The sequence below is a fragment of the Streptomyces yokosukanensis genome (assembly GCF_001514035.1).
Lineage (GTDB): Bacteria > Actinomycetota > Actinomycetes > Streptomycetales > Streptomycetaceae > Streptomyces > Streptomyces yokosukanensis.
This window is the reverse complement of record NZ_KQ948206.1, coordinates 668,438-689,339: the sequence shown is the minus strand read 5'-3', so window position 1 is coordinate 689,339 and position 20,902 is coordinate 668,438. Positions and strand designations below refer to the sequence as shown.

Below are 20,902 nucleotides of genomic sequence, written 5' to 3'. Positions count from 1 at the left end.
GCTTCCTGCCTGCGCTTTCCGCCCGGCGCATACCCACGCGCCGTCGCGAGGCTTGCCCGGGGCTTTCCTTGCCCTTTGACCCGACTTTCCGGTGAGGAGTGAACCTCTCTCCCCGAGACACCGTCCTAGAGGGCGCAATGTCGCCGGATGCCCGATCGGGCCCGGGTTCAAGGTCTCTCGCAGAACTACGGGATGCGATGTCTGTCAGGATAGATGGGGAAATGTCGGGCGAGGTTCCGGGCCGATCAAGCCGGGCGCGGCGCATACTGCGCGGTCCGCGCCCCGAGGCCGTACCTACTCTGGTCAGCAGGGCGGCCGCGATCGTGGGCGCCCTGGACATTGCCGCGGGTGTGTTCCCGCGCTTCCGCCACAGCCGTATGCACGCCATCGCCGAGGTGCTGCCGGGCTCGTTCGGGCCCTTCGCCGCAGCGCTCTCGCTGAGTTCCGGCGTGCTGTTGCTGCTGCTCGCGCACGGGCTCAAACGGCGCAAGCGCCGGGCATGGCGGGCCGCGGTGGCGCTGCTGCCGGCCGGCGCGGCGGCGCAGTTCGCGTACCGGCACTCGCTCGTCGGCGTGCTCATCGCGGTCGTGCTGCTCGTACCGCTGCTGCTCCATCGCGACCAGTTCGCGGCCCTGCCGGACCCGCGCAGCAGGTGGCGCGCGCTCGCCAACTTCGTCCTCATGAGCGCCAGTTCCCTGGTGCTCGGACTCGTCATCGTCAGCGTCCACCCGCACCGGACGATCGGTGACCCGAGCCTGGCCGATCGGCTGACGCACGTCGTCTACGGCCTGTTCGGCTTCGAGGGCCCGGTCGACTACCAGGGGAACACGTCCTGGACCGTCGCCTTCTCCCTCGGCGCCCTCGGCTGGATCACCGCCGCCACCACCATCTACCTGGCGTTCCGCCCCGAGCACCCGGCCGCCCGCCTCACCGAGGAGGACGAGTCCCAGCTGCGGGCCCTGCTGGAGAAGCACGGCCGGCGCGACTCGCTCGGCCACTTCGCGCTGCGCCGCGACAAGGCGGTCGTCTTCTCGCCCAGCGGCAAGGCCGCGGTCACCTACCGCGTCATCTCCGGCGTGATGCTCGCCAGCGGCGACCCGATCGGCGACGTCGAGGCCTGGCCCGGCGCCATCGAGCGCTTCATGGACGAGGCCAAGGCCCACTCATGGACCCCGGCCGTCGTGGGCTGCTCGGAGACGGGCGGCGAGGTGTGGACCCGGGAGACCGGCCTGGACGCCCTCGAACTGGGCGACGAGGCGGTGGTGGACGTCGCGGATTTCTCGCTCGCCGGACGCGCGATGCGCAACGTCCGTCAAATGGTCAAGCGCATCGAGCGAGCCGGCTACGAAACCCGGGTACGGCGCATCCGTGATCTCGGCGAGGCCGAGCTGGAGCGCATCCGCCTGGCGGCGGAGGACTGGCGCGGCACCGACACCGAGCGCGGCTTCTCCATGGCCCTCGGCCGCGTCGGCGACCCCACCGACGGCGACTGCCTGATCGCCACCGCCCACAAGCAGGACGACGAGCCCGGGGAGTACGGGGACCTGAAGGCGGTCCTGCACTTCGTGCCGTGGGGCAAGGACGGCGCCTCGCTCGACCTGATGCGCCGCGACCGCAGCGCGGACCCCGGCATGAACGAGCTGCTCATCGTCGCCGCCCTCCAGGCCGCACCGAAGTTCGGCATCACCCGGGTCTCGCTGAACTTCGCGATGTTCCGCTCCGCGCTCGCGCGCGGCGAGAAGATCGGCGCCGGTCCGGTGCTGCGCGCCTGGCGCGGGCTGCTGGTGTTCCTCTCGCGCTGGTTCCAGATCGAGTCGCTGTACAAGTTCAACGCCAAGTTCCAGCCGCGCTGGGAGCCGCGGTTCATCGTCTACCGGGCGACGACCGACCTGCCCCGTATCGGCTTCGCCACCATGCAGGCGGAGGGCTTCGTCAACCTCGCGCTTCCGCTCCCGCGCTTCATGCGCCGGCGCAGGGCGACCACCGAGCGCCCCTGCGCGCACGCCGTGGCGGAAAGAGATGTCCGCGCGGCCTGAGCGCCGCACGACAGCTCTGAGCACCAAAGAACCGAGCGCCGCGACACAGAGCGGTGCGCCCGAGGACCGGCCCGGGCGGACACCCCACCCCCTCCAGCACGGGGGCGTCCGCCCGGGCCACCGCGCATTCGCGGCACCCTGCTGGGCCTACGCTGAACGTATGAACAACCACAGCGGACGCGGCCGGGTGGCCGGCCTTCCGGCATGGGACCGGTGCGCGGTCATGGGCGTGGTCAACGTGACCCCCGACTCCTTCTCCGACGGCGGCCGCTGGTTCGACACGACGATCGCCGTCAAGCGCGGCCTGGATCTCGTGTCCGAGGGCGCTGACCTGGTCGACGTCGGCGGCGAGTCCACCCGCCCCGGCGCCACCCGCGTCGACGAGGCCGAGGAACTCCGGCGCGTCGTCCCGGTCGTCCGCGGGCTCGCCTCCGAGGGCGTCGTCGTCTCCGTCGACACCATGCGCGCCTCCGTCGCCGAACAGTCCCTCGCTGCCGGCGCCTCCCTCGTCAACGACGTCAGCGGCGGCCTCGCCGACCCCGCGATGATCCCCGCGGTCGCCGCCGCGGGCGCCCCGTTCGTCGTCATGCACTGGCGCGGCTTCCTCCAGGGCGACAGCGTCAAGGGTGCCTACGAGGACGTCGTCGCCGAAGTCGTGGACGAACTGCAAGCACGCGTGGAGGCCGTGCTGGCCGGTGGCATCGCCCCCGACCGCATAGTCGTCGACCCCGGCCTCGGCTTCTCCAAGGAGGCCGAGCACGACCTCACCCTCCTCGCCCACCTCGACCGTCTGTGCGCCCTCGGGCACCCCCTGCTCGTGGCCGCCTCCCGCAAGCGTTTCCTCGGCCGGGTCCTGGCCGGCCCGAACGGCGCGCCGCCGCCGGCCCGGGAGCGCGACGCCGCCACTGCCGCCGTCTCCGCCCTCGCGGCGCACTCCGGCGCGTGGGCGGTGCGCGTGCACGAGGTGCACGCCACCGCGGACGCGGTACGGGTCGCACGCGCTGTGGAAGAGGCACGTACGGCGGGACCCGCGCCGGGCGCGAGAGGCGAGCGCGGGGCGCGTGACGCGGAGCACACGCTGGGCGACGCGCATGAGCACCAGGCGCGCGGCGATGGGCGTGCGCCCGGCGCCGACGGCACGCACGGGGCGGAAGGACCCCGGTGAGCGCCCCTCACACCGACGTCGAACAGGTGGAGGCCGCCAACACCGCCTTCTACGAGGCGATGGAACGCGGCGACTTCGAGGAGCTGTCCTCCCTCTGGCTCACCCCCGCCGACCTGGGCGTGGACGAGGAGTACCACGATCCGGCGGACACGGGCGTGGTCTCCTGCGTCCACCCGGGCTGGCCGGTGCTCACCGGCCGCGGCGAGGTCCTCAGGTCGTACGCCCTGATCATGGCCAACACCGACTACATCCAGTTCTTCCTCACCGACGTGCATGTCTCCGTCACCGGCGACACCGCACTCGTGACCTGCACCGAGAACATCCTCAGCGGCGGCCCCGCCCCGAAGGACGGCACGGAACTGGGACCGCTGGTCGGCCAGCTCGTCGTCGCCACCAACGTGTTCCGGCGCACGCCCTCCGGCTGGAAGCTCTGGTCGCACCACGCCTCCCCCGTCCTCGCGGAGGCCGACGACGACGGCGAGAACGGCCCCGACGGCACGGAACGGGACGACGAACCCCTCGCCTGAGCGGGTGCACGCCGCACAGAGGCGAAGAAGTGGTTGGAATCACCTACCCCTGGGTATGAGCCGCTACCAGCCCATGACACGGCCGGGTTTTCCGGGGGAAACACGAGATGAACCCTCGTGCTCCCGACCCGCGCCCGCGCCCCGCAGCCCGGCTTTGTCAGTGCCCGCAGGTAGATTCGTCTGAGGCCGGTGTGCCGCCCGCACGTGGTACGGACCGGTCCTTCCCGACGATTGCAGGAGTGATTCGCGTGGATCGTGTCGCGCTGCGCGGCCTCAAGGCCCGCGGGCACCACGGTGTGTTCCCCAAGGAGCGCGAGGAGGGCCAGACCTTCATCGTCGACCTCGTCCTGGGGCTGGACACCCGGTCGGCCGCGGCGGACGACGACCTGGCGAAGACCGTGCACTACGGCATCGTGGCCCAGGAGGTCGCGGCCGTGGTCGAGGGCGAGCCGGCGAACCTCATCGAGACTCTCGCCGAGCGGATCGCGCAGACCTGTCTCAAGCACGAAGGGGTCCAGGAGGTGGAGGTCTGCGTCCACAAGCCGGACGCGCCGATCACCGTCCCCTTCGACGATGTGACCGTCACCATCACCCGGAGCCGAGTATGACCCGACCTTTCCTCCAGGGTCACAGCGACCCGACCGTCCAGCCGGTGCCCGCCTCGGTCGTCGAGAAGGTGGACGCCGCCGACACCACCCTGCAGAACCCCAAGTGGGCCGTCATCTCCATCGGCGCCAACCTGGGCAACCGCCTGGAGACCCTCCAGGGCGCCGTCGACGCGCTCGAGGACACCCCCGGCGTCCGTGTGAAGGCCGTCTCGCCGGTGTACGAGACGGAGCCCTGGGGCGTCGAGCCGGGCAGCCAGCCGTCGTACTTCAACGCGGTCGTGGCCCTCAAGACCACCCTGCCCCCCAGCTCCCTGCTGGAGCGCGCGCACGCCATCGAGGAGGCGTACAAACGCGTCCGCGACGAGCACTGGGGTCCGCGCACCCTGGACGTCGACATCGTCGCCTACGCGGATGTCACCTCCGACGACCCACAGCTCACCCTGCCCCATCCGCGCGCCCATGAGCGCGCCTTCGTGCTCGCGCCCTGGCACGACGTGGACCCGCAGGCCCAGCTGCCCGGTCGCGGCGCGGTGGCCGAATTGCTGTCGGCCCTCACCCGCGCCGGCGTCGAACCACGCCAGGACCTGGAACTCCGACTGCCCGAGTAGTCGTTAAGGTCAAGACGACAAGGTCGATGCGACCGCAGTCCGGACCGGTCCGGGGGAACTGAAGGGACACCGTGAGAGAGCTGCGCATCAGGGTGCTGGCGGGCGTGTTCGTCGTGGCCGGCATCCTGTCCTGGGCGGGCGCCCGCCTGTGGAACTCGATCGGGACCCTTCCCAGCGTCCCGCTGGCCGCCCCCGTCGTGCTCGCCCTGATCGCGGTGGTCCTGCTCTCGACGGCGCTCTCGCTGCGCGGCCGTTTCAAGGCCCAGCGCGAGCGCCGCCCCGGCGCGAAGGGTGTCGATCCGCTGATGGCCGCCCGCGCGGTCGTCTTCGGTCAGGCGAGCGCCCTGGTCGCCGCCCTCGTCGCCGGTATGTACGGCGGCACGGGCGTCTTCCTGCTGGAGCTGCTCGACATCCCGGCACGCCGCGACCAGGTCATCTACGCGGGCTTCTCGGTCCTGGCAGGCATCGGGGTCATAGCGGCCGCGCTGTTCCTGGAGCGCGTGTGCAGGCTCCCGGAGGACGACGACGACCAGAACCACCCCGGGGCAGAGCCGGTGGCATGACCGCCGATGCCCGGCGACGGCATCGGCGTCAGCGGTTCCGCGGTTCAGCGCGCCATGATGAGGCTCATCGCCTCGTTACGGGTGGCCACGTCCCGCAGCTGACCACGGACCGCTGAGGTTATGGTCTTCGCTCCCGGCTTGCGGATGCCGCGCATGGACATGCACATGTGCTCGCACTCGACGACCACGATCACGCCGCGCGGCTCCAGGATCGCCATCAGGGAGTCGGCGATCTGCGTCGTGAGACGCTCCTGCACCTGAGGGCGGCGCGCATAGACGTCCACGAGCCGGGCCAGCTTGGACAGGCCGGTGATCTTCCCGGACGTCGACGGAATGTACCCGACGTGCGCCACTCCCCGGAACGGCACCAGATGATGCTCACAGGTGCTGTACACCTCGATGTCCTTCACCAGGACCATCTCGTCGTGCCCCAGGTCGAACGTCGTCGTCAGAACGTCCTCGGGCTTCTGCCACAGGCCCGCGAAGATTTCCTTGTACGCCCGTGCCACCCGCGCCGGGGTCTCCCGCAGGCCCTCGCGGCCCGGGTCCTCGCCGACCGCGATCAGCAGCTCGCGAACGGCGTTCTCGGCGCGCTTCTCGTCGAACTCGCCGATGCGGCCCTCACCGTCCAGCGTCACGGGGTCGATCATCTGGTTCCTCGTTCCTCTGCCTGTACGCATGGCGACAGCCACCCGTCATGTTGCGGACATACGAACGCCGCGCCTCCAGGCTAAAACCTGGCGGACGCGGCGTTCATTCCGGCCCGTTGGCCAGAAGCCGTCAGCTCTCCGGGCGGTCCTCCGGAGTCTGGTCCGTGACCGGGGCCGACTCCGTGGCGGTGGACTTGACCGTGCTGATCGCGGCCGTGGCGCCGTTCGCACCGTTGGTCAGTGCCAGCTCCTTGGGAGAGAGCACCGGCGGGCGGGTGGACGGGGTACGGCGGGAGGAACCGGTCCACGCGGGCCGCGGCGGGCGCTTGTGGATCGGGGCGAAGATCTCCGCGATCTCCTCCTTGCCCAGGGTCTCCTTCTCCAGCAGGTGAAGGACGAGCTGGTCGAGGACGTCGCGGTTCTCGACCAGGATCTCCCAGGCCTCGTTGTGCGCGTTCTCGATGAGCTTCTTGACCTCTTCGTCGACCAGCGCGGCGACCTCTTCGGAGTAGTCGCGTTGGTGAGCCATCTCACGTCCGAGGAACGGCTCGCTGTTGTCGCCGCCGAACTTGATGGCGCCGAGCCGCTCGGTCATGCCGTACTGCGTGACCATCGCGCGGGCCAGGTTGGTGGCCTTCTCGATGTCGTTCGCGGCGCCGGTGGTCGGGTCGTGGAAGACCAGTTCCTCGGCGGCGCGGCCGCCCAGCATGTAGCCGAGCTGGTCCAGCATCTCGTTGCGCGTGGTCGAGTACTTGTCCTCGTCCGGCAGGACCATCGTGTAGCCGAGGGCGCGGCCGCGGGACAGGATCGTGATCTTGTGGACCGGGTCGGAGTTCGGCGAAGCAGCCGCGACCAGGGCGTGACCGCCCTCGTGGTACGCGGTGATCTTCTTCTCCTTGTCCGACATGATCCGGGTCCGCTTCTGCGGGCCTGCGACCACGCGGTCGATCGCCTCGTCCAGCGCCTTGTTGTCGATCAGCTTCTGGTCGCCGCGGGCGGTGAGCAGCGCGGCCTCGTTCAGCACGTTCGCGAGGTCGGCACCGGTCATGCCCGGGGTGCGGCGGGCCACGGCGGACAGGTCGACGTCGGGCGCGACCGGCTTGCCCTTCTGGTGGACCTTGAGGATCTCCAGGCGGCCCTGCAGGTCCGGCGGGTCGACCGCGATCTGGCGGTCGAAGCGGCCCGGGCGCAGCAGCGCCGGGTCGAGGATGTCGGGCCGGTTGGTGGCGGCGATCAGGATGACGCCGCCCTTGACGTCGAAGCCGTCCATCTCGACGAGCAGCTGGTTCAGGGTCTGCTCGCGCTCGTCGTGACCGCCGCCGAGGCCGGCGCCGCGGTGGCGGCCGACCGCGTCGATCTCGTCGACGAAGACGATCGCCGGGGCGTTCGCCTTGGCCTGCTCGAACAGGTCACGGACCCGGGAGGCACCGACACCGACGAACATCTCGACGAAGTCGGAACCGGAGATCGAGTAGAAGGGGACGCCCGCCTCGCCGGCGACGGCGCGCGCGAGCAGGGTCTTGCCGGTACCCGGGCGGCCGTAGAGCAGTACGCCCTTGGGGATCTTGGCGCCGACGGCCTGGAACTTGGCCGGCTCCTGCAGGAACTCCTTGATCTCGTGGAGTTCCTCGACGGCCTCGTCGCAGCCCGCGACGTCCGAGAACGTCGTCTTCGGGGTGTCCTTGGTGATCAGCTTGGCCTTGGACTTCCCGAAGTTCATGACTCGGGAGCCGCCGCCCTGCATCTGATTCATCAGGAACAGGAAGACGACCACGATCAGGACGAAGGGCAGCAGAGAGAGCAGGACGCCGACGAACGGGTTCTGCTTGGACGGCGAAACCGTGTAGCCGTCGGGGATCTGCTTGTCCTGGTACTTGGTCTGCAGCGTGCCGGCGATCGTGACGCCCTGATCGCCGATGTAGCTCGCCTGGATCTTCGAGCTGCCCTCGACCTTGTAGCCGTCCTTGAGCGTGACCTTGATGCTCTGTTCGTCACCGGTGGTGAGCTTGGCCGACTCGACCTTGTTGGCGTTGATCGCCGCCACAACCTGGCCGGTGTCCACCGTCTTGTAGCCGCCGGACGAGCCGACGACCTGCATCAACACGACCACGGCAAGGACGGCCAGCACGATCCACATGACCGGCCCACGGAAGTATCGCTTCACGTCCATCCATACGGAGCGGTGCCGCCCCGTCCCTCCTGCCACAGTGAGTTTGATAAGACAGTTCTTCTGACGGTACCCCAGCATGCTGGCCCGAAGCCGCACGAAGGCGCTTCGACGGCTGGGAAACCCGTCTCTGCATGCTTCAACGGCGCGGAACCCGCCGGGGTTCCCGATCGTCCTACAAGGCTTGAGCCGACTGGCTCAGCCGCCGTAGACGTGAGGCGCGAGCGTACCGACGAACGGCAGGTTGCGGTACTTCTCGGCGTAGTCGAGGCCGTAACCGACGACGAACTCGTTCGGGATGTCGAAGCCGACCCACTCGACGTCGATGGCGACCTTGGCGGCGTCGGGCTTGCGCAGCAGCGTGCACACCTTCAAAGAGGCGGGCTCGCGGGAGCCGAGGTTGTTGATCAGCCAGGACAGGGTCAGGCCGGAGTCGATGATGTCCTCGACGATCAGGACGTGCCGGCCCTTGATGTCGGTGTCGAGGTCCTTGAGGATCCGCACGACGCCGGAGGACTGGGTGCCCGCGCCGTAGGAGGACACGGCCATCCAGTCCATGGTGAGGGGGGTGGACAGCGCCCGCGCGAGGTCCGCCATGACCATCACGGCGCCCTTGAGGACGCCGACGATGAGCAGGTCCTTGCCCGCGTACTCCGCGTCGATCTTCGCGGCCAGCTCGGCCAGCTTCGCGTCGATCTCTTCCTTGGTGATGAGCACCCGCTGGAGGTCGGCACCCATGTCTTTCGCGTCCACCCGCATCACTTTCGGTCGTCCCGCACTTACGGCCGCATGCACGGCCCTCGGCTGCCCGGACCGGCCGCCGGAGGGTCGCTCCGCGGGGCCGGGATTCAGCCTTGCCGAATCACCAGTCTGCCACCCTGGCGCCGGGCGACGACTTTGCCCGGGAGATTGATGGCTCCCTGGCCGCGCCAGCCGGTGATCAGGCGGTCGACTTCCTCGATGTGACGGGCGAACAGCGAACCCGCCGGGGCACCGGCCTGGATGGCGGCACGGCGCAGGATCCGGCGGCGTACGGCGGGCGGGAGGGCGTAGAGCTTGGCGCACTCCAGAACGCCTGTGGCGTCGCGTACGGAGGACTCGGCCTGGCTGGCCCAGGCGTCGAGGGCGTCGGCGTCGTCGCGGGAGAGCTGGGCGGTGCGGGCGAGCGCCTCCACGACTCCCTTGCCGAGGGCCTTCTCCAGCGCGGGCAGGCCTTCGTGCCGGAGCCGGGAGCGGGTGTAGGCGGGGTCGGCGTTGTGCGGGTCCTCCCAGACCGGGAGGGACTGGACCATGCAGGCCTTGCGGGCGGTCTGCCGGTCGAGCTGCAGGAAGGGCCGCCGGTAACGGCCGTCGGCCCCCGAGACCGCGGCCATGCCGGACAGGGAGCGGATGCCGGAGCCGCGGGCGAGGCCGAGCAGGACGGTTTCGGCCTGGTCGTCCCGGGTGTGGCCGAGCAGGATCGCCGCGGCTCCGTGACGTTCGGAGATGGCGTCCAGGGCGGCGTAGCGGGCGTCGCGGGCGGCGGCTTCCGGTCCGCCGTCGCGGCCGACGGTCACGGCGATGGACTCGACCGGGTCGAGGCCGAGTTCCCGCAGGCGCAGAACGACCTCGTCGGCGCGGAGGTCGGAGCCGGGCTGGAGGCCGTGGTCGACGGTGACGCCCCCGGCGCGGACGCCGAGCCTGGGCGCTTCGAAGGCGAGGGCGGAGGCGAGGGCCATGGAGTCGGCGCCGCCGGAGCACGCGACGAGCACGAGCGGGGAGGGGGGCCGCTCGACTGTCCGGTTCGCGCGCTCGCCGGAGGCCTGCCGGCCGGGCAAGCCGCAGGTGTGGTGGTGGTTGAGGATGTCATGGAGGACGCGGCGGACCGCCAGGCGTATCGCCGCGACCGCAGGATGGGGACCCATGTCCGGTTCCCTTCATGAAGTTGTCGGGGGGTGAACCCGAGTCGGTCACTCAGAGTGTGTAGATGGTGACAGAACCGGGCGGTTCCCCGAGCATTGCACGCCTACGCATGGCTCACGGTCCCTCGGAAGGGTGATTGGAGGGGCGTTCGCCTGCCGCAGGCCGGATTCATTTCACAACGCGTCCATGCCGTCTCACGACTCGGCCTTGCGATGCACCCGTGCGACCCAGTCCGCCGGTTTGGCGATCTCCGTCTTGGTGGGAAGGGTGTTGGGCGAGGTCCACACGCGGTTGAAGCCGTCCACACCGACCTGCTCGACGACGGCCCTCACGAACTTCTCGCCGTCCCGGTACTGCCTCAGCTTGGCATCCAGACCCAGCAGCTTGCGCAGGGTGAGATCGAGGCGGGAGGCGCCCTTGGCGCGGCGTTGCTGGAACTTCTCGCGGATCTCCGAGACGGTCGGTACGACGCTGGGCCCGACGCCGTCCATGACGTAGTCGGCGTGCCCCTCCAGCAGGGACATCACGGCGGTGAGGCGACCGAGGATCTCGCGCTGGGCCGGGGTCTGCACCAGTTCCACGAAGGAACGCCCGCCGTCGTCCTCCTCGCCCTCGGGGCGGCCTCCGGCGAGGGACTGGGCGGCTTCCCTGATGCGCTCCAGGAGCGTCATCGGGTCGACATCGGTCTCCGCCAAGAACGACTGGATTTCGCCCTCCAGGTGGTCACGCAGCCAGGGCACGGCCGTGAACTGCGTGCGGTGGGTCTCCTCGTGCAGGCACACCCACAGGCGGAAGTCGTGCGGATCGACGTCGAGTTCACGCTCGACGTGGACGATGTTGGGGGCGACGAGGAGCAGGCGGCCGCCGCCGTTCTCGCCGGCGGGCAGGTCGCGGGTGGCGGGGGCGAAGGTCTCGTACTGGCCGAGGACGCGGGAGGACAGGAACGACAGCAGCATGCCGAGTTCCACACCCGTGACCTTGCCGCCGACGGTGCCGAGGACCGCGCTGGTGGGATTGCCGGAACGGCGCTCCTGCATCTTCTCCAGGAGCGGTTTGAGGATCTCGCGGAAGCCGGCGACGTTGGCGCGGACCCAGCCGGGGCGGTCGACCACGAGGACGGGGGTGTCGTGGGTCTCGTCAGCGCCCATACGAGTGAAGCCCCGGACGTGTTCCTCCGAGGCCTTCGCGTGCCGGCGCAGCTCCGCGACGACGGTGCGCGCCTCGTCGCGGCTGACGTCGGGGCCCGGTCGCACGAGCCGTGTCGCGGTTGCCACCGCGAGGTTCCAGTCGACCATCCCGGGAGATGTGGTGCCACCGAAGCCAGTCATGCTGTCAACCGTACGGGACCGTTCCCGCTTGAGGCAGGCCATGCGGGGTCGGCGGGTGCCAGGGGTGTTGGGCGGGCGCGGCGGTGCGGCCGGGCCCGAGGGGTCACACGGCGCAGCCGCAGCTCGCCAGTGCCGTGGCCGCCCTGTCCAGGGCCGCCTCCGCCGCCGTGGGGTCCGTGGTGCCGGAGGCCATGAAGGCGAAGGCCAGCAGCCGGCCGTCGGCGTCCACGACCGTGCCGGCGAGGGTGTTCACGCCGGTCAGGGTTCCGGTCTTGGCGCGTACGACGCCTGCCGCGCTGTCGGTGTAGCGGTCGGCCAGGGTGCCGGTGAAGCCGGCCACGGGCAGGCCGGTGAGGACGGGGCGCAGGCCGGGGCGGCCGGGGTCGCCGGCGGTGACCAGCAGGCCGGTGAGGAGGTCGGCGGTGAGCCGGTCGTCGCGGTCGAGGCCGCTGCCGTCGTGGAAGGAGGCGCCGGACATCGGCAGGCCGAGCTTGGTCAGCCGTGCGGAGACCGCCTGGGCGCCGCCGTCGAAGCTGCCGGGCCGGCCGCTGGCCAGGGCCGTCTGGCGGGCCAGGTGCTCGGCGATGTCGTTGTCGCTGTTGGTCAGCATGCGTTCGACCAGGGCGGACAGTGGGGGCGAGGAGACCGTGGCGAGGTTCTCCGCGCGCGTGCTGGCCTTGGAGGGGCCGGGGGGCGTGGAGGTGATGCCCGCGTTCTTCAGGAAGCCCGCGAACTTGCCGGCCGCGTCCTCGGCCGGATCGCTCACGCGGGGCGTCGGGCCGCTGGTGGAGTCGTCGGTACGGCCCTCGTCGGCGCTCAGCGCGCTGACGGGCGCCACGTTCTCGTTGACCCCGATGGGGTGCAGGGCGGGGCCGGAGTAGAGGGTCGTGTCGTAGGAGAGCGTGACCTTGTGGACGCCGCGCTTGCGCAGCGCCTCGGCGGTGTCCGCCGCGAGCGTGCGCAGGCTGGCCCAGCCGTCGGGCTTCTCGTGCGCGGTGAGGGTGGGGTCGCCGCCGCCGACCAGGACGAGTTCGCCGGTGTCGGGTTCGAGGGCGGCCCGGGTGGTGAGCCGGTGGTCCGGGCCGAGGGCCGACAGGGCGGCGACGGCGGTGGCGATCTTGGTGGTGGAGGCCGGGGCGAGCGCCTTGCCGGCGTCGGCCGCGTACACGCGCCTGCCGGTGGCCACGTCGACGACGGCGGCCGTGTGCGCGCCGCCCAGCGCGGAGGCGCTCAGAAGGGGCCTCAGGACGTCGGAGAGGGCCTTTCCGCCCGGGGCGGCCTGCTGGGCGCCGACGGCGCTCCTCGCGGCGTCCAGGCCCGCCAGGACGGGCGCGGCGCTCGGCGCGGGCCGGGGCGCCCCCTCCGCCGTACCGGACCCACCGTGATCTGTGCCACCTGACCGCTCCAGGGCGACCGCCCGGTCCCGCTCGGCCGTACGCTGACCGTTGGCGTCCCAGGGGCCGGCCACGGTCACCACACCGGCGGCGAGCGCGAAGCCGGCCGTGACGGCGCCGGCGGTGTACTGCCAGGTCCTGGCGGACTGTGGGCGCGGCGGGTGCGGGGGGCGGGGGCGCAGGGCCCGAGTCCATTGCACCAGGCGCGGCTTCGCGGCCGTCGCGGCCCGCGCCAGACGCGGTCGTACGGCGTTCGCGATCCGCTCCACCTGCGGTCTCGCGGCTCGCCAAGGCCTCAGCTCTGGCACGACCACCAGCCCCTTTCGCGATCACACACGTGCGTGAGGGACACTTAATCACCAGAACTATGTGCTGATCATGGAGGAGCCACCGGTGGAGTTCGACGTCACGATCGAGATCCCGAAGGGTTCGCGCAACAAGTACGAGGTGGACCACGAGACCGGTCGGATCCGCCTGGACCGTCGCCTCTTCACCTCGACCGCCTACCCGACCGACTACGGCTTCGTCGAGAACACCCTCGGCGAGGACGGCGACCCGCTGGACGCGCTGGTCATCCTGGACGAGCCGACCTTCCCGGGCTGCCTGATCAAGTGCCGCGCGATCGGCATGTTCCGGATGACGGACGAGGCGGGCGGCGACGACAAGCTGCTGTGCGTTCCGGCCACCGACCCGCGGGTGGAGCACCTGCGCGACATCCACCACGTGTCGGAGTTCGACCGCCTGGAGATCCAGCACTTCTTCGAGGTGTACAAGGACCTGGAGCCCGGCAAGTCGGTCGAGGGTGCCAACTGGGTGGGCCGCTCGGACGCCGAGATCGAGATCGAGCGGTCGTACAAGCGCTTCAAGGAGCAGGGCGGTCACTGATCGCTCGGCGATCTCTTTTCGGCGCCTTTCCGGGCGTCTTCGGCGAACGGGCCGTACGCGTGCGCGTGCGGCCCGTTTCGCGTTCCCGCACCCGTGCGGACTCGACCGGGTGTTCGTGCGCATACTGAGGGCCGGCGGAAGGTGTCGTTCAGGGAGCGGTGCGAGGTGACGGAGGCGGAGGACCGCAAGCCCCGGTCGGACGAGGCGCGGTACGACCCGGAGACCACATCCGAGTTCGCCGTTCCCGAGGGGCTCGATGTCCCGAGGACGGTCGGTGAGCCGGAGACGACCTCCGAGTTCACGGTGCCGGAGGGGCTTCAGACGCCGGAGCCGCCGGGTGCCGAGCCGGAGGGGTCGGCGTTCAGCCCGCCGAGCACCTACGGCGCCAGGGACTCCCTGACGGCGTTCACCCCGGCCACCGGGGTGCCGCTGGTCAGCCTGGTCAAGGACGCGCCCTGGCAGGACCGGATGCGCACGATGCTGCGCATGCCGGTGGCCGAGCGGCCCGCGCCCGAGCAGGTGCAGCGCGAGGAGGAGGGCGGCCCGGCCGTCCCGCGCGTCCTCGACCTGACCCTGCGTATCGGGGAGCTGCTGCTGGCCGGCGGTGAGGGCGCGGAGGACGTGGAGGCCGCGATGTTCGCGGTGTGCCGGTCCTACGGCCTGGACCGCTGCGAACCGAACGTCACCTTCACGCTGCTGTCGATCTCGCACCAGCCGTCGCTGGTGGAGGACCCGGTGACGGCGGCGCGGACGGTACGGCGGCGGGGCACCGACTACACGCGGCTCGCGGCCGTGTTCCGCCTGGTGGACGACCTGACCGACCCGGAGACCCATGTCTCTTTGGAGGAGGCCTACCGGCGGCTGGCGGAGATCCGCCGCAACCGGCACCCCTACCCCGGCTGGGCGCTGACCCTGGCCGGCGGTCTGCTGGCCGGCGCGGCCTCCGTGCTGGTCGGCGGTGACCTGATCGTGTTCGTCGCGGCGGCGCTCGGCGCGATGCTCGGTGACCGGCTGGCCTGGCTGTGCGCGGGGCGCGGGCTGCCGGAGTTCTACCAGTTCACCATCGCCGCGATGCCGCCCGCGGCGATCGGGGTGGCGTTCGCGCTGGCGCACGTCGACGTGAAGGCGTCCGCCGTCGTCACCGGTGGGCTGTTCGCGCTGCTGCCCGGGCGGGCGCTGGTGGCGGGCGTGCAGGACGGTCTGACCGGCTTCTACATCACCGCGGCGGCCCGGCTGCTGGAGGTCCTATACTTCTTCGTCGGCATCGTCGCCGGCGTGCTGGTCGTCCTGTACTTCGGCGTGAAACTCGGCGGCACTCTGAACCCGGACGCGGCGCTCATCATCAACGAGCGGCCGCTGATCCAGATCGCGGCCTCCATGCTGCTGTCGCTGACCTTCGCGGTACTGCTCCAGCAGGAGCGCTCGACCGTGCTGTGGGTGACCCTCAACGGGGGTGTGGCGTGGACGGTGTACGGCGCGATGCACTACGTCGCGAACATCTCGCCGGTGGCGTCCACGGCCGTGGCGGCGGGGCTGGTGGGCCTGTTCGGGCAGCTGCTGTCGCGCTACCGGTTCGCGTCGGCGCTGCCCTACACGACGGCCGCGATCGGGCCGCTGCTGCCCGGCTCGGTCACCTATTTCGGGCTGTTGAGCATGGCCCAGAACCAGGTGGACAAGGGGCTGGTGTCCCTGGCCAACGCGGCGTCCCTGGCCATGGCCATCGCCATCGGGGTCAATCTGGGGTCGGAGATCTTCCGGCTGTTCCTGCGGGTCGGCTCCGCCGGTAAGCGGCGGGCGGCCAAGCGGACCCGGGGCTTCTAGGGGGCGGGGGCGGGGGCGGGTGCGCCCTGGCTGTTCGCGCAGTTCCCCGCGCCCCCGGGTCGGCTACTGCTGGCGGTAGTCGTAGGGGTACGGGTTCTGGCCGTGCTGGCCGTATTGGTTCTGGCCGTTCTGACCGTACTGGCTCTGGTCGTACTGGCTCTGGTCGTACTGCTGCTGCGGGTACTGCTGCTGGGCGTAGTACTGCTGATCCCAGTCCTGCTGCTGGGGCTGCTGGTACGGCTGCTCGTACTGGTGAGCCTGGGGGGCTTGGTGAGCCTGGGGGGCCTGGTGCGTCTGGGGGGCCTGGTGCGTCTGGGGGGCCTGGTGGCCGTACGGCTGCTCCGGCTCGATGCGGCGCAGCTGGGTGGTCGAGGCGTCCATGGCCGGCGGGCGCTGGTGCAGCGACTGCTGCTGAGGCAGCTGCTGCGGGGCCGGCTCCGGCTGGGGCGCGTTCTTCGCCTTGCTCCGGGCGCGCAGGAACTCGATGGCGATCGGGACCACGGAGACGAGGACGATCAGGATCAGGATCGCCTCGATGTTGTTCTTGACGAAGTCGATCTTGCCCAGCCAGGAGCCGAGCAGGGTGACGCCCGCGCCCCACAGCACGCCACCGATGACGTTGAAGATCACGAACGAGCGGTACTTCATGCCGCTGACGCCCGCGATGATCGGCGTGAACGTGCGCACGATCGGCACGAAGCGGGCCAGGACCAGGGACTTCGGGCCGTACTTCTCGAAGAACTCGTGCGCCTTGGTGACGTTCTCCTGCTTGAACAGGCGGGAGTCCGGGCGGTTGAACAGGGACGGACCGACCTTCTTGCCGAACATGTAGCCCGCCTGGTCGCCGAGGACCGCGGCGAGGCAGATCAGGCCGATCGCGCCCCACAGGGGGAAGTCCAGCTGGTGCGAGGTGATCAGCAGACCGCAGGTGAAGAGCAACGAGTCACCGGGCAGAAAGAATCCGATGAGCAGGCCGGACTCGGCGAAGACGATGAGCAGCAGGCCCCAGATGCTGTACGTGTCGAGCAGGTAGTTGGGATCGAGCCAGCTCGGGCCGAGGGCGAGTGTCATCACGGGTCCGGGCTCCTGAGGGGGTGAAGGCGGCTACGGCGTCCATGTGAAGGCCGCACAAAGCTATCAACGTGATGTGACCGCCCCAGGTTCCACCGGTGTCTCCAGGATGCACTGTGGGATGACTGAGAGAAAGCTGTGACTCATGGGACTCGAGGACTACGGCGGCGGCCAGGGGCCGCAGCCGGACGTACTGGTCGTGACGACGAACGACGTGCCCGGACACCGGGTGGAACAGGTGATCGGCGAGGTCTTCGGACTCACCGTGCGATCGCGCCACCTCGGCAGCCAGATCGGCGCCGGATTGAAGTCGATGATCGGCGGTGAGCTGAAGGGGCTCACGAAGACGCTGGTCCAGACCCGCAACCAGGCCATGGAACGTCTCGTGGAGCAGGCACGCGCGCGTGGCGCCAACGCGGTGCTGGCGTTCCGCTTCGACGTGACCGAGGCCGCGGACGTCGGCACCGAGGTGTGCGCCTACGGCACGGCGGTGGTCCTGACCCGGGAGTGATCCCCGTGCACCCCCGGGCCGGGACCGGTCAGGGGGTGCGCCGGTCGGCGTTGGCGAGGATCGCGTCACGCAGGTGCTGGGCGAGACCGGGGTGCATGGAGTCGTAGAACGCCTTGAAGCGTTCGTCGGAGACGTACATCTCCGCGAAGCACCGGTGCATCTCGTAGGAGACCTCGAAGTAGTACCTGCTGACCTGCTGCCGGTGCTCCTCGGCCAGGTCCATGGCCGCCTCGCCGGCCGGCTGTTCGCCGGCGGCGACCAGGGCGGCGTACCGCCGGCCCCAGTCGTCGACCTCGGCCTGGATGCGCTTCCAGTCCTCCTTGGTGTACGTGGCGGCGCGGCGCTGCGACTCGGCGTACGCCTCGGTGTCGCCCCAGCGCTGTTCGGCCTCCTCGGCGTACTGCTCGGGGTCCTTGTCCCCGAACACCTCGAACCGCTCCTCCGGCGTGAGGTTGATGCCCATCTTGCGTGCCTCCATGGCGTGCTCCACGGCCGCGGCCATCTTCTGCAGCTTCTCGATCCGGGCGGTCAGCAGTTCGTGCTGGCGGCGCAGGTGTGCGCGCGGGTCCGCGTCCGGGTCGTCGAGCAGCGCCGCGACCTCTTCGAGCGGGAAGCCGAGCTCCCGGTAGAACAGGATCTGCTGGAGCCGGTCGAGGTCGGCCTCGTTGTAGCGCCGGTGGCCGGCGTGTGTGCGCTCGCTGGGTACGAGCAGGCCGATCTCGTCGTAGTGGTGCAGGGTGCGCACCGTGACCCCGGCGAACCCCGCGACCTGTCCCACGGAGTAGCTCACGTTTCCGCTCCTTCTCGTCGGTACGCCCTCCACGTTGAGGCCTCACGCCACGTGAGGTGCAAGCCGGTTTCCCGCATGGCGTTCAGGATGTTCTGCGCATTTTGTCCGCTTATGGTGAGCGCGTGGCCCAGGAGACCGACGCGCCGCAGGTGCCCCCGACCGCCCCCACGGCGCCGGCGCGGGCCCTGCTGCCGTTCATCCTGCCCGCCGTGGCCGTCGGCGTGGCCGCGAGCCTGGTGTTCGTCGGGGTGAGCGCGGCGGCGGAGGGGCTGCAGCACGTGCTGTGGGGCGCGCTGCCGGACGCGCTCGGGGTGGGGCGCTACTCGGTGCCGTGGATGTTCACGATGCTGATCGCGACGGGGCTCGCGGTCGGGCTGGTGGTGTGGAAGGTACCCGGGCACGCCGGGCCCGACCCGGCCACCCTCGCCCTGAGCGCCCGGGTGATGGCGCCGGCCGTGCTGCCGGGCCTGGTGCTGGCGACCGGGCTGATGCTGGCCGGCGGCCCGAGCCTCGGCCCGGAGAACCCGATCATCGCCGTGAACGTCGGCCTCGCGGTGTGGCTGGGCGCCCGTCTGATGCCCCGGACGCCGGGCACCCTGTGGCCGGTGCTGGCCGAGGCGGCGACGATCGGCGCGCTGTTCGGCACGCCGGTGGCGGCGGCGCTGGTCATCTCCGAGGCACTGGCCGGGCGCCCGATGCGCGGACGGCTGTGGGACAACGTGTTCGCGCCGCTGACCGCCGGCGCGTGCGGGGCCATGACGACCGCCCTGGTGGCCCGCCCGACCTTCGACCTGGGGCTCCCGCCCATGGGCCACGCGCACGCGAAGGACCTGCTGGCGGCCCTCGTGATCGCCTCGGCGGCCGCGGTGCTCGGCATGTGCGCCGTGCACGCCTTCCCGTACGTCCACGCCGCCTTCCAGCGGCTGCGGCACCCGATGCTGATGCTCCCGGCCGGTGGCGCCGTGCTGGGCGCCCTGGGGGCCCTTGGCGGCCATCTGACGCTGTTCAAGGGGCTGTCGGAGGTCGAGGAGCTGTCCCGCGATCCGGAGGGCTGGACGGCGGGCCAGTTCGCCGCGATGGCGGTGGTGAAGCTGGCCGCGCTGCTCGTCGCCGCGTCCTGCGGCTTCCGCGGCGGGCGCATCTTCCCGGCGGTCTTCATCGGCAGCGCCCTCGGTCTGTGCGCCCACGCGCTCGTGCCCGCCGTCCATCCGGCGGTGGGCGTGGCCACGGGCGTCCTGGGCATGCTCCTGGCGGTCACCCGGCAGGCCTGGGTGAGCCTGTTCACGGCCGCCGTGCTGGTCACCTCGCCGGGCCTCCTCGCCCTGCTGTGCATCGCGTCGCTGCCGGCCTGGCTGCTGGTGACGGGGCGCCCACAGATGCAGTTGTGCGCGGACGGCACCCCGGTCCGCTGAAACCCTTCCCTGGAGGCACGTTCATGGCCCTGCACAAAGGTCCCGAGAAGCACGACGAGCGGAAGATCTCGGTCAACCCCTTCTACGGGGAGGCCAATCCGGTCGGCGGCATGACGGAGGCCCCGCCCACGCATCGGCTGCCGGACACGCCGCTGGCCCCGAACACGGCCTACCAGCTCGTGCACGACGAGCTGATGCTGGACGGCAACTCCCGGCTGAACCTGGCCACGTTCGTCACCACCTGGATGGAGCCGCAGGCCGGGGTGCTGATGGCGGAGTGCCGGGACAAGAACATGATCGACAAGGACGAGTACCCGCGCACGGCCGAGCTGGAGCGGCGCTGTGTGGCGATGCTCGCCGACCTGTGGAACGCGCCGGACCCGTCGGCGGCGGTGGGCTGTTCGACGACCGGGTCGAGCGAGGCGTGCATGCTCGCCGGGATGGCGCTGAAGCGACGGTGGACCACGCGCAACGCCGACCGCTATCCGGGCGCCCGCCCGAACCTCGTCATGGGCGTCAACGTCCAGGTGTGCTGGGAGAAGTTCTGCAACTTCTGGGAGGTGGAGGCCCGGCAGGTGCCCATGGAGGGCGACCGGTTCCATCTGGACCCGCAGGCCGCGGCCGAGCTGTGCGACGAGAACACCATCGGGGTCGTCGGCGTCCTCGGCTCCACCTTCGACGGCTCCTACGAGCCGATCGCGGACCTGTGCGCGGCCCTGGACGCCCTCCAGGAGCGCACGGGGCTCGACATCCCGGTGCACGTGGACGGCGCGTCCGGCGCGATGATCGCCCCCTTCCTCGACGAGGACCTGGTGTGGGACTTCCGGCTCGCGCGCGTGGCGTCGATCAACACCTCGGGGCACAAGTACGGCCTGGTCTACCCGGGCGTCGGCTGGGCGCTGTGGCGGGACAAGGAGGCACTGCCCGAGGAACTCGTCTTCCGGGTCAACTACCTGGGCGGCGACATGCCCACCTTCGCGCTCAACTTCTCCCGTCCCGGCGCCCAGGTGGTCGCGCAGTACTACACGTTCCTGCGCCTCGGCCGGGACGGCTACCGCGCGGTGCAGCAGACCTCCCGGGACGTGGCGACCGGACTCGCCGAGCGGATCGCGGCGCTCGACGACTTCCGGCTGCTCACCCGCGGCGACGAGCTGCCCGTGTTCGCCTTCACCACCGCCGACCACGTGACGTCGTACGACGTCTTCGACGTCTCCCGGCGGCTGCGCGAGGGCGGCTGGCTGGTGCCCGCGTACTCCTTCCCGGAGAACCGGCAGGACCTGTCCGTGCTGCGGGTCGTGTGCCGCAACGGCTTCTCCCACGACCTGGCCGACCTGTTCCTGGCCGACCTCACCCGACTCGTGCCCGAGCTGCGCCGGCAGCCGCATCCGCTGACCCACGACAAGGAGGCGGCGACCGGCTTCCACCACTGACATCCCCAGCGCCGTTCGGATCACCGGCCCTCCG

19 protein-coding genes are annotated in these 20,902 nt (G+C 70.8%); 11 read left to right on the top strand and 8 right to left on the bottom strand.

Annotated features, from left to right (window positions below; genetic code table 11):
• Nucleotides 1–221 precede the first annotated feature (221 nt).
• The 6 genes from AQI95_RS03100 (at nt 222) to AQI95_RS03075 (ending at nt 5,507) form a co-directional block, all read left to right on the top strand.
• On the top strand, nt 222–2,036 hold the full coding sequence (locus tag AQI95_RS03100) for a phosphatidylglycerol lysyltransferase domain-containing protein (RefSeq protein WP_067116747.1): 1,815 nt from the start codon (nt 222–224) through the stop codon (nt 2,034–2,036).
• Nucleotides 2,037–2,196: 160 nt separating this feature from the next.
• Nucleotides 2,197–3,201: a dihydropteroate synthase gene (folP, locus tag AQI95_RS03095; protein ID WP_079071004.1), complete on the top strand. Its 1,005-nt coding sequence runs from the start codon at nt 2,197–2,199 to the stop codon at nt 3,199–3,201.
• Nucleotides 3,198–3,728, top strand: a complete 531-nt coding sequence (locus AQI95_RS03090; protein ID WP_067116744.1) for a nuclear transport factor 2 family protein — start codon at nt 3,198–3,200, stop codon at nt 3,726–3,728. The genes folP and AQI95_RS03090 overlap by 4 nt, the downstream gene beginning before the upstream one ends.
• Nucleotides 3,729–3,976: 248 nt before the next feature.
• Entirely contained in the window at nt 3,977–4,336 is a 360-nt protein-coding gene (folB, locus tag AQI95_RS03085) for a dihydroneopterin aldolase (RefSeq protein ID WP_067116740.1), read from the top strand.
• Entirely contained in the window at nt 4,333–4,944 is a 612-nt protein-coding gene (folK, locus tag AQI95_RS03080; RefSeq protein ID WP_067116739.1) for a 2-amino-4-hydroxy-6-hydroxymethyldihydropteridine diphosphokinase, read from the top strand. The genes folB and folK overlap by 4 nt, the downstream gene beginning before the upstream one ends.
• A 71-nt stretch (nt 4,945–5,015) precedes the next feature.
• Complete coding sequence (locus tag AQI95_RS03075; RefSeq protein WP_067116736.1) at nt 5,016–5,507, top strand: DUF3180 domain-containing protein; 492 nt, start codon at nt 5,016–5,018, stop codon at nt 5,505–5,507.
• A 44-nt stretch (nt 5,508–5,551) separates the two neighbouring features.
• Here AQI95_RS03075 and folE read toward each other — a convergent pair whose 3' ends face one another.
• From folE to dacB, 6 genes are all read right to left on the bottom strand, one after another.
• Nucleotides 5,552–6,157 carry a GTP cyclohydrolase I FolE gene (gene folE / locus AQI95_RS03070; protein WP_067116733.1) on the bottom strand — a complete coding sequence of 202 codons (606 nt, stop codon included), beginning with the start codon at nt 6,155–6,157 and terminating at the stop codon, nt 5,552–5,554.
• 130 nt (nt 6,158–6,287) lie between these two features.
• The gene (gene ftsH / locus AQI95_RS03065; RefSeq protein ID WP_067116730.1) at nt 6,288–8,327 is read right to left on the bottom strand and encodes an ATP-dependent zinc metalloprotease FtsH; all 2,040 of its coding nucleotides are present in this window, start codon (nt 8,325–8,327) and stop codon (nt 6,288–6,290) included.
• Nucleotides 8,328–8,522: 195 nt separating this feature from the next.
• Nucleotides 8,523–9,083, bottom strand: a complete 561-nt coding sequence (gene hpt, locus AQI95_RS03060) for a hypoxanthine phosphoribosyltransferase (RefSeq protein WP_067116727.1) — start codon at nt 9,081–9,083, stop codon at nt 8,523–8,525.
• Nucleotides 9,084–9,172: 89 nt separating this feature from the next.
• A complete protein-coding gene (gene tilS / locus AQI95_RS03055; protein ID WP_067116723.1) occupies nt 9,173–10,228 on the bottom strand; it encodes a tRNA lysidine(34) synthetase TilS in 1,056 nt (351 codons plus the stop codon).
• A 192-nt stretch (nt 10,229–10,420) separates the two neighbouring features.
• Nucleotides 10,421–11,554, bottom strand: coding sequence for a zinc-dependent metalloprotease (locus AQI95_RS03050; RefSeq protein ID WP_067116720.1), 1,134 nt, complete (start codon nt 11,552–11,554; stop codon nt 10,421–10,423).
• A 103-nt stretch (nt 11,555–11,657) separates the two neighbouring features.
• Nucleotides 11,658–13,262, bottom strand: a complete 1,605-nt coding sequence (gene dacB, locus AQI95_RS03045; protein WP_244188597.1) for a D-alanyl-D-alanine carboxypeptidase/D-alanyl-D-alanine endopeptidase — start codon at nt 13,260–13,262, stop codon at nt 11,658–11,660.
• A gap of 79 nt (nt 13,263–13,341) precedes the next feature.
• Here dacB and AQI95_RS03040 point away from each other — a divergent pair, with 79 nt between their 5' ends.
• Nucleotides 13,342–13,833 carry an inorganic diphosphatase gene (locus tag AQI95_RS03040; protein ID WP_067116714.1) on the top strand — a complete coding sequence of 164 codons (492 nt, stop codon included), beginning with the start codon at nt 13,342–13,344 and terminating at the stop codon, nt 13,831–13,833.
• A gap of 165 nt (nt 13,834–13,998) precedes the next feature.
• The gene (locus tag AQI95_RS03035; protein WP_067116711.1) at nt 13,999–15,654 is read left to right on the top strand and encodes a threonine/serine exporter family protein; all 1,656 of its coding nucleotides are present in this window, start codon (nt 13,999–14,001) and stop codon (nt 15,652–15,654) included.
• 63 nt (nt 15,655–15,717) lie between these two features.
• Here AQI95_RS03035 and AQI95_RS03030 read toward each other — a convergent pair whose 3' ends face one another.
• The gene (locus AQI95_RS03030) at nt 15,718–16,725 is read right to left on the bottom strand and encodes a DedA family protein (protein WP_425264853.1); all 1,008 of its coding nucleotides are present in this window, start codon (nt 16,723–16,725) and stop codon (nt 15,718–15,720) included.
• A 145-nt stretch (nt 16,726–16,870) separates the two neighbouring features.
• Between AQI95_RS03030 and AQI95_RS03025 the strand changes: the two genes are divergently transcribed.
• The gene (locus tag AQI95_RS03025; protein ID WP_067116705.1) at nt 16,871–17,236 is read left to right on the top strand and encodes a YbjQ family protein; all 366 of its coding nucleotides are present in this window, start codon (nt 16,871–16,873) and stop codon (nt 17,234–17,236) included.
• Nucleotides 17,237–17,264: 28 nt separating this feature from the next.
• Here the strand turns inward: AQI95_RS03025 and AQI95_RS03020 are convergent, their stop codons facing one another.
• Nucleotides 17,265–18,026: a MerR family transcriptional regulator gene (locus tag AQI95_RS03020; RefSeq protein WP_067116702.1), complete on the bottom strand. Its 762-nt coding sequence runs from the start codon at nt 18,024–18,026 to the stop codon at nt 17,265–17,267.
• A 122-nt stretch (nt 18,027–18,148) separates the two neighbouring features.
• Between AQI95_RS03020 and AQI95_RS03015 the strand changes: the two genes are divergently transcribed.
• Complete coding sequence (locus AQI95_RS03015; RefSeq protein ID WP_067116698.1) at nt 18,149–19,438, top strand: ion channel protein; 1,290 nt, start codon at nt 18,149–18,151, stop codon at nt 19,436–19,438.
• Between the two features lie 23 nt (nt 19,439–19,461).
• Nucleotides 19,462–20,868 carry a glutamate decarboxylase gene (gene gad, locus AQI95_RS03010; RefSeq protein ID WP_067116694.1) on the top strand — a complete coding sequence of 469 codons (1,407 nt, stop codon included), beginning with the start codon at nt 19,462–19,464 and terminating at the stop codon, nt 20,866–20,868.
• The last annotated feature ends 34 nt before the right edge of the window (nt 20,869–20,902 follow it).

Excerpts from the sequence above, each read along its gene's own strand:
- AQI95_RS03100 (WP_067116747.1), top strand. The coding sequence starts at position 222 with ATGTCGGGCGAGGTTCCGGGCCGATCAAGCCGGGCGCGGCGCATACTG.
- folP (WP_079071004.1), top strand. The coding sequence starts at position 2,197 with ATGAACAACCACAGCGGACGCGGCCGGGTGGCCGGCCTTCCGGCATGG.
- folK (WP_067116739.1), top strand. The coding sequence starts at position 4,333 with ATGACCCGACCTTTCCTCCAGGGTCACAGCGACCCGACCGTCCAGCCG.
- folE (WP_067116733.1), bottom strand. The coding sequence starts at position 6,157 with ATGATCGACCCCGTGACGCTGGACGGTGAGGGCCGCATCGGCGAGTTC.
- ftsH (WP_067116730.1), bottom strand. The coding sequence starts at position 8,327 with ATGGACGTGAAGCGATACTTCCGTGGGCCGGTCATGTGGATCGTGCTG.
- hpt (WP_067116727.1), bottom strand. The coding sequence starts at position 9,083 with ATGCGGGTGGACGCGAAAGACATGGGTGCCGACCTCCAGCGGGTGCTC.
- tilS (WP_067116723.1), bottom strand. The coding sequence starts at position 10,228 with ATGGGTCCCCATCCTGCGGTCGCGGCGATACGCCTGGCGGTCCGCCGC.
- AQI95_RS03050 (WP_067116720.1), bottom strand. The coding sequence starts at position 11,554 with ATGACTGGCTTCGGTGGCACCACATCTCCCGGGATGGTCGACTGGAAC.
- AQI95_RS03030 (WP_425264853.1), bottom strand. The coding sequence starts at position 16,725 with ATGACACTCGCCCTCGGCCCGAGCTGGCTCGATCCCAACTACCTGCTC.
- AQI95_RS03025 (WP_067116705.1), top strand. The coding sequence starts at position 16,871 with ATGGGACTCGAGGACTACGGCGGCGGCCAGGGGCCGCAGCCGGACGTA.
- gad (WP_067116694.1), top strand. The coding sequence starts at position 19,462 with ATGGCCCTGCACAAAGGTCCCGAGAAGCACGACGAGCGGAAGATCTCG.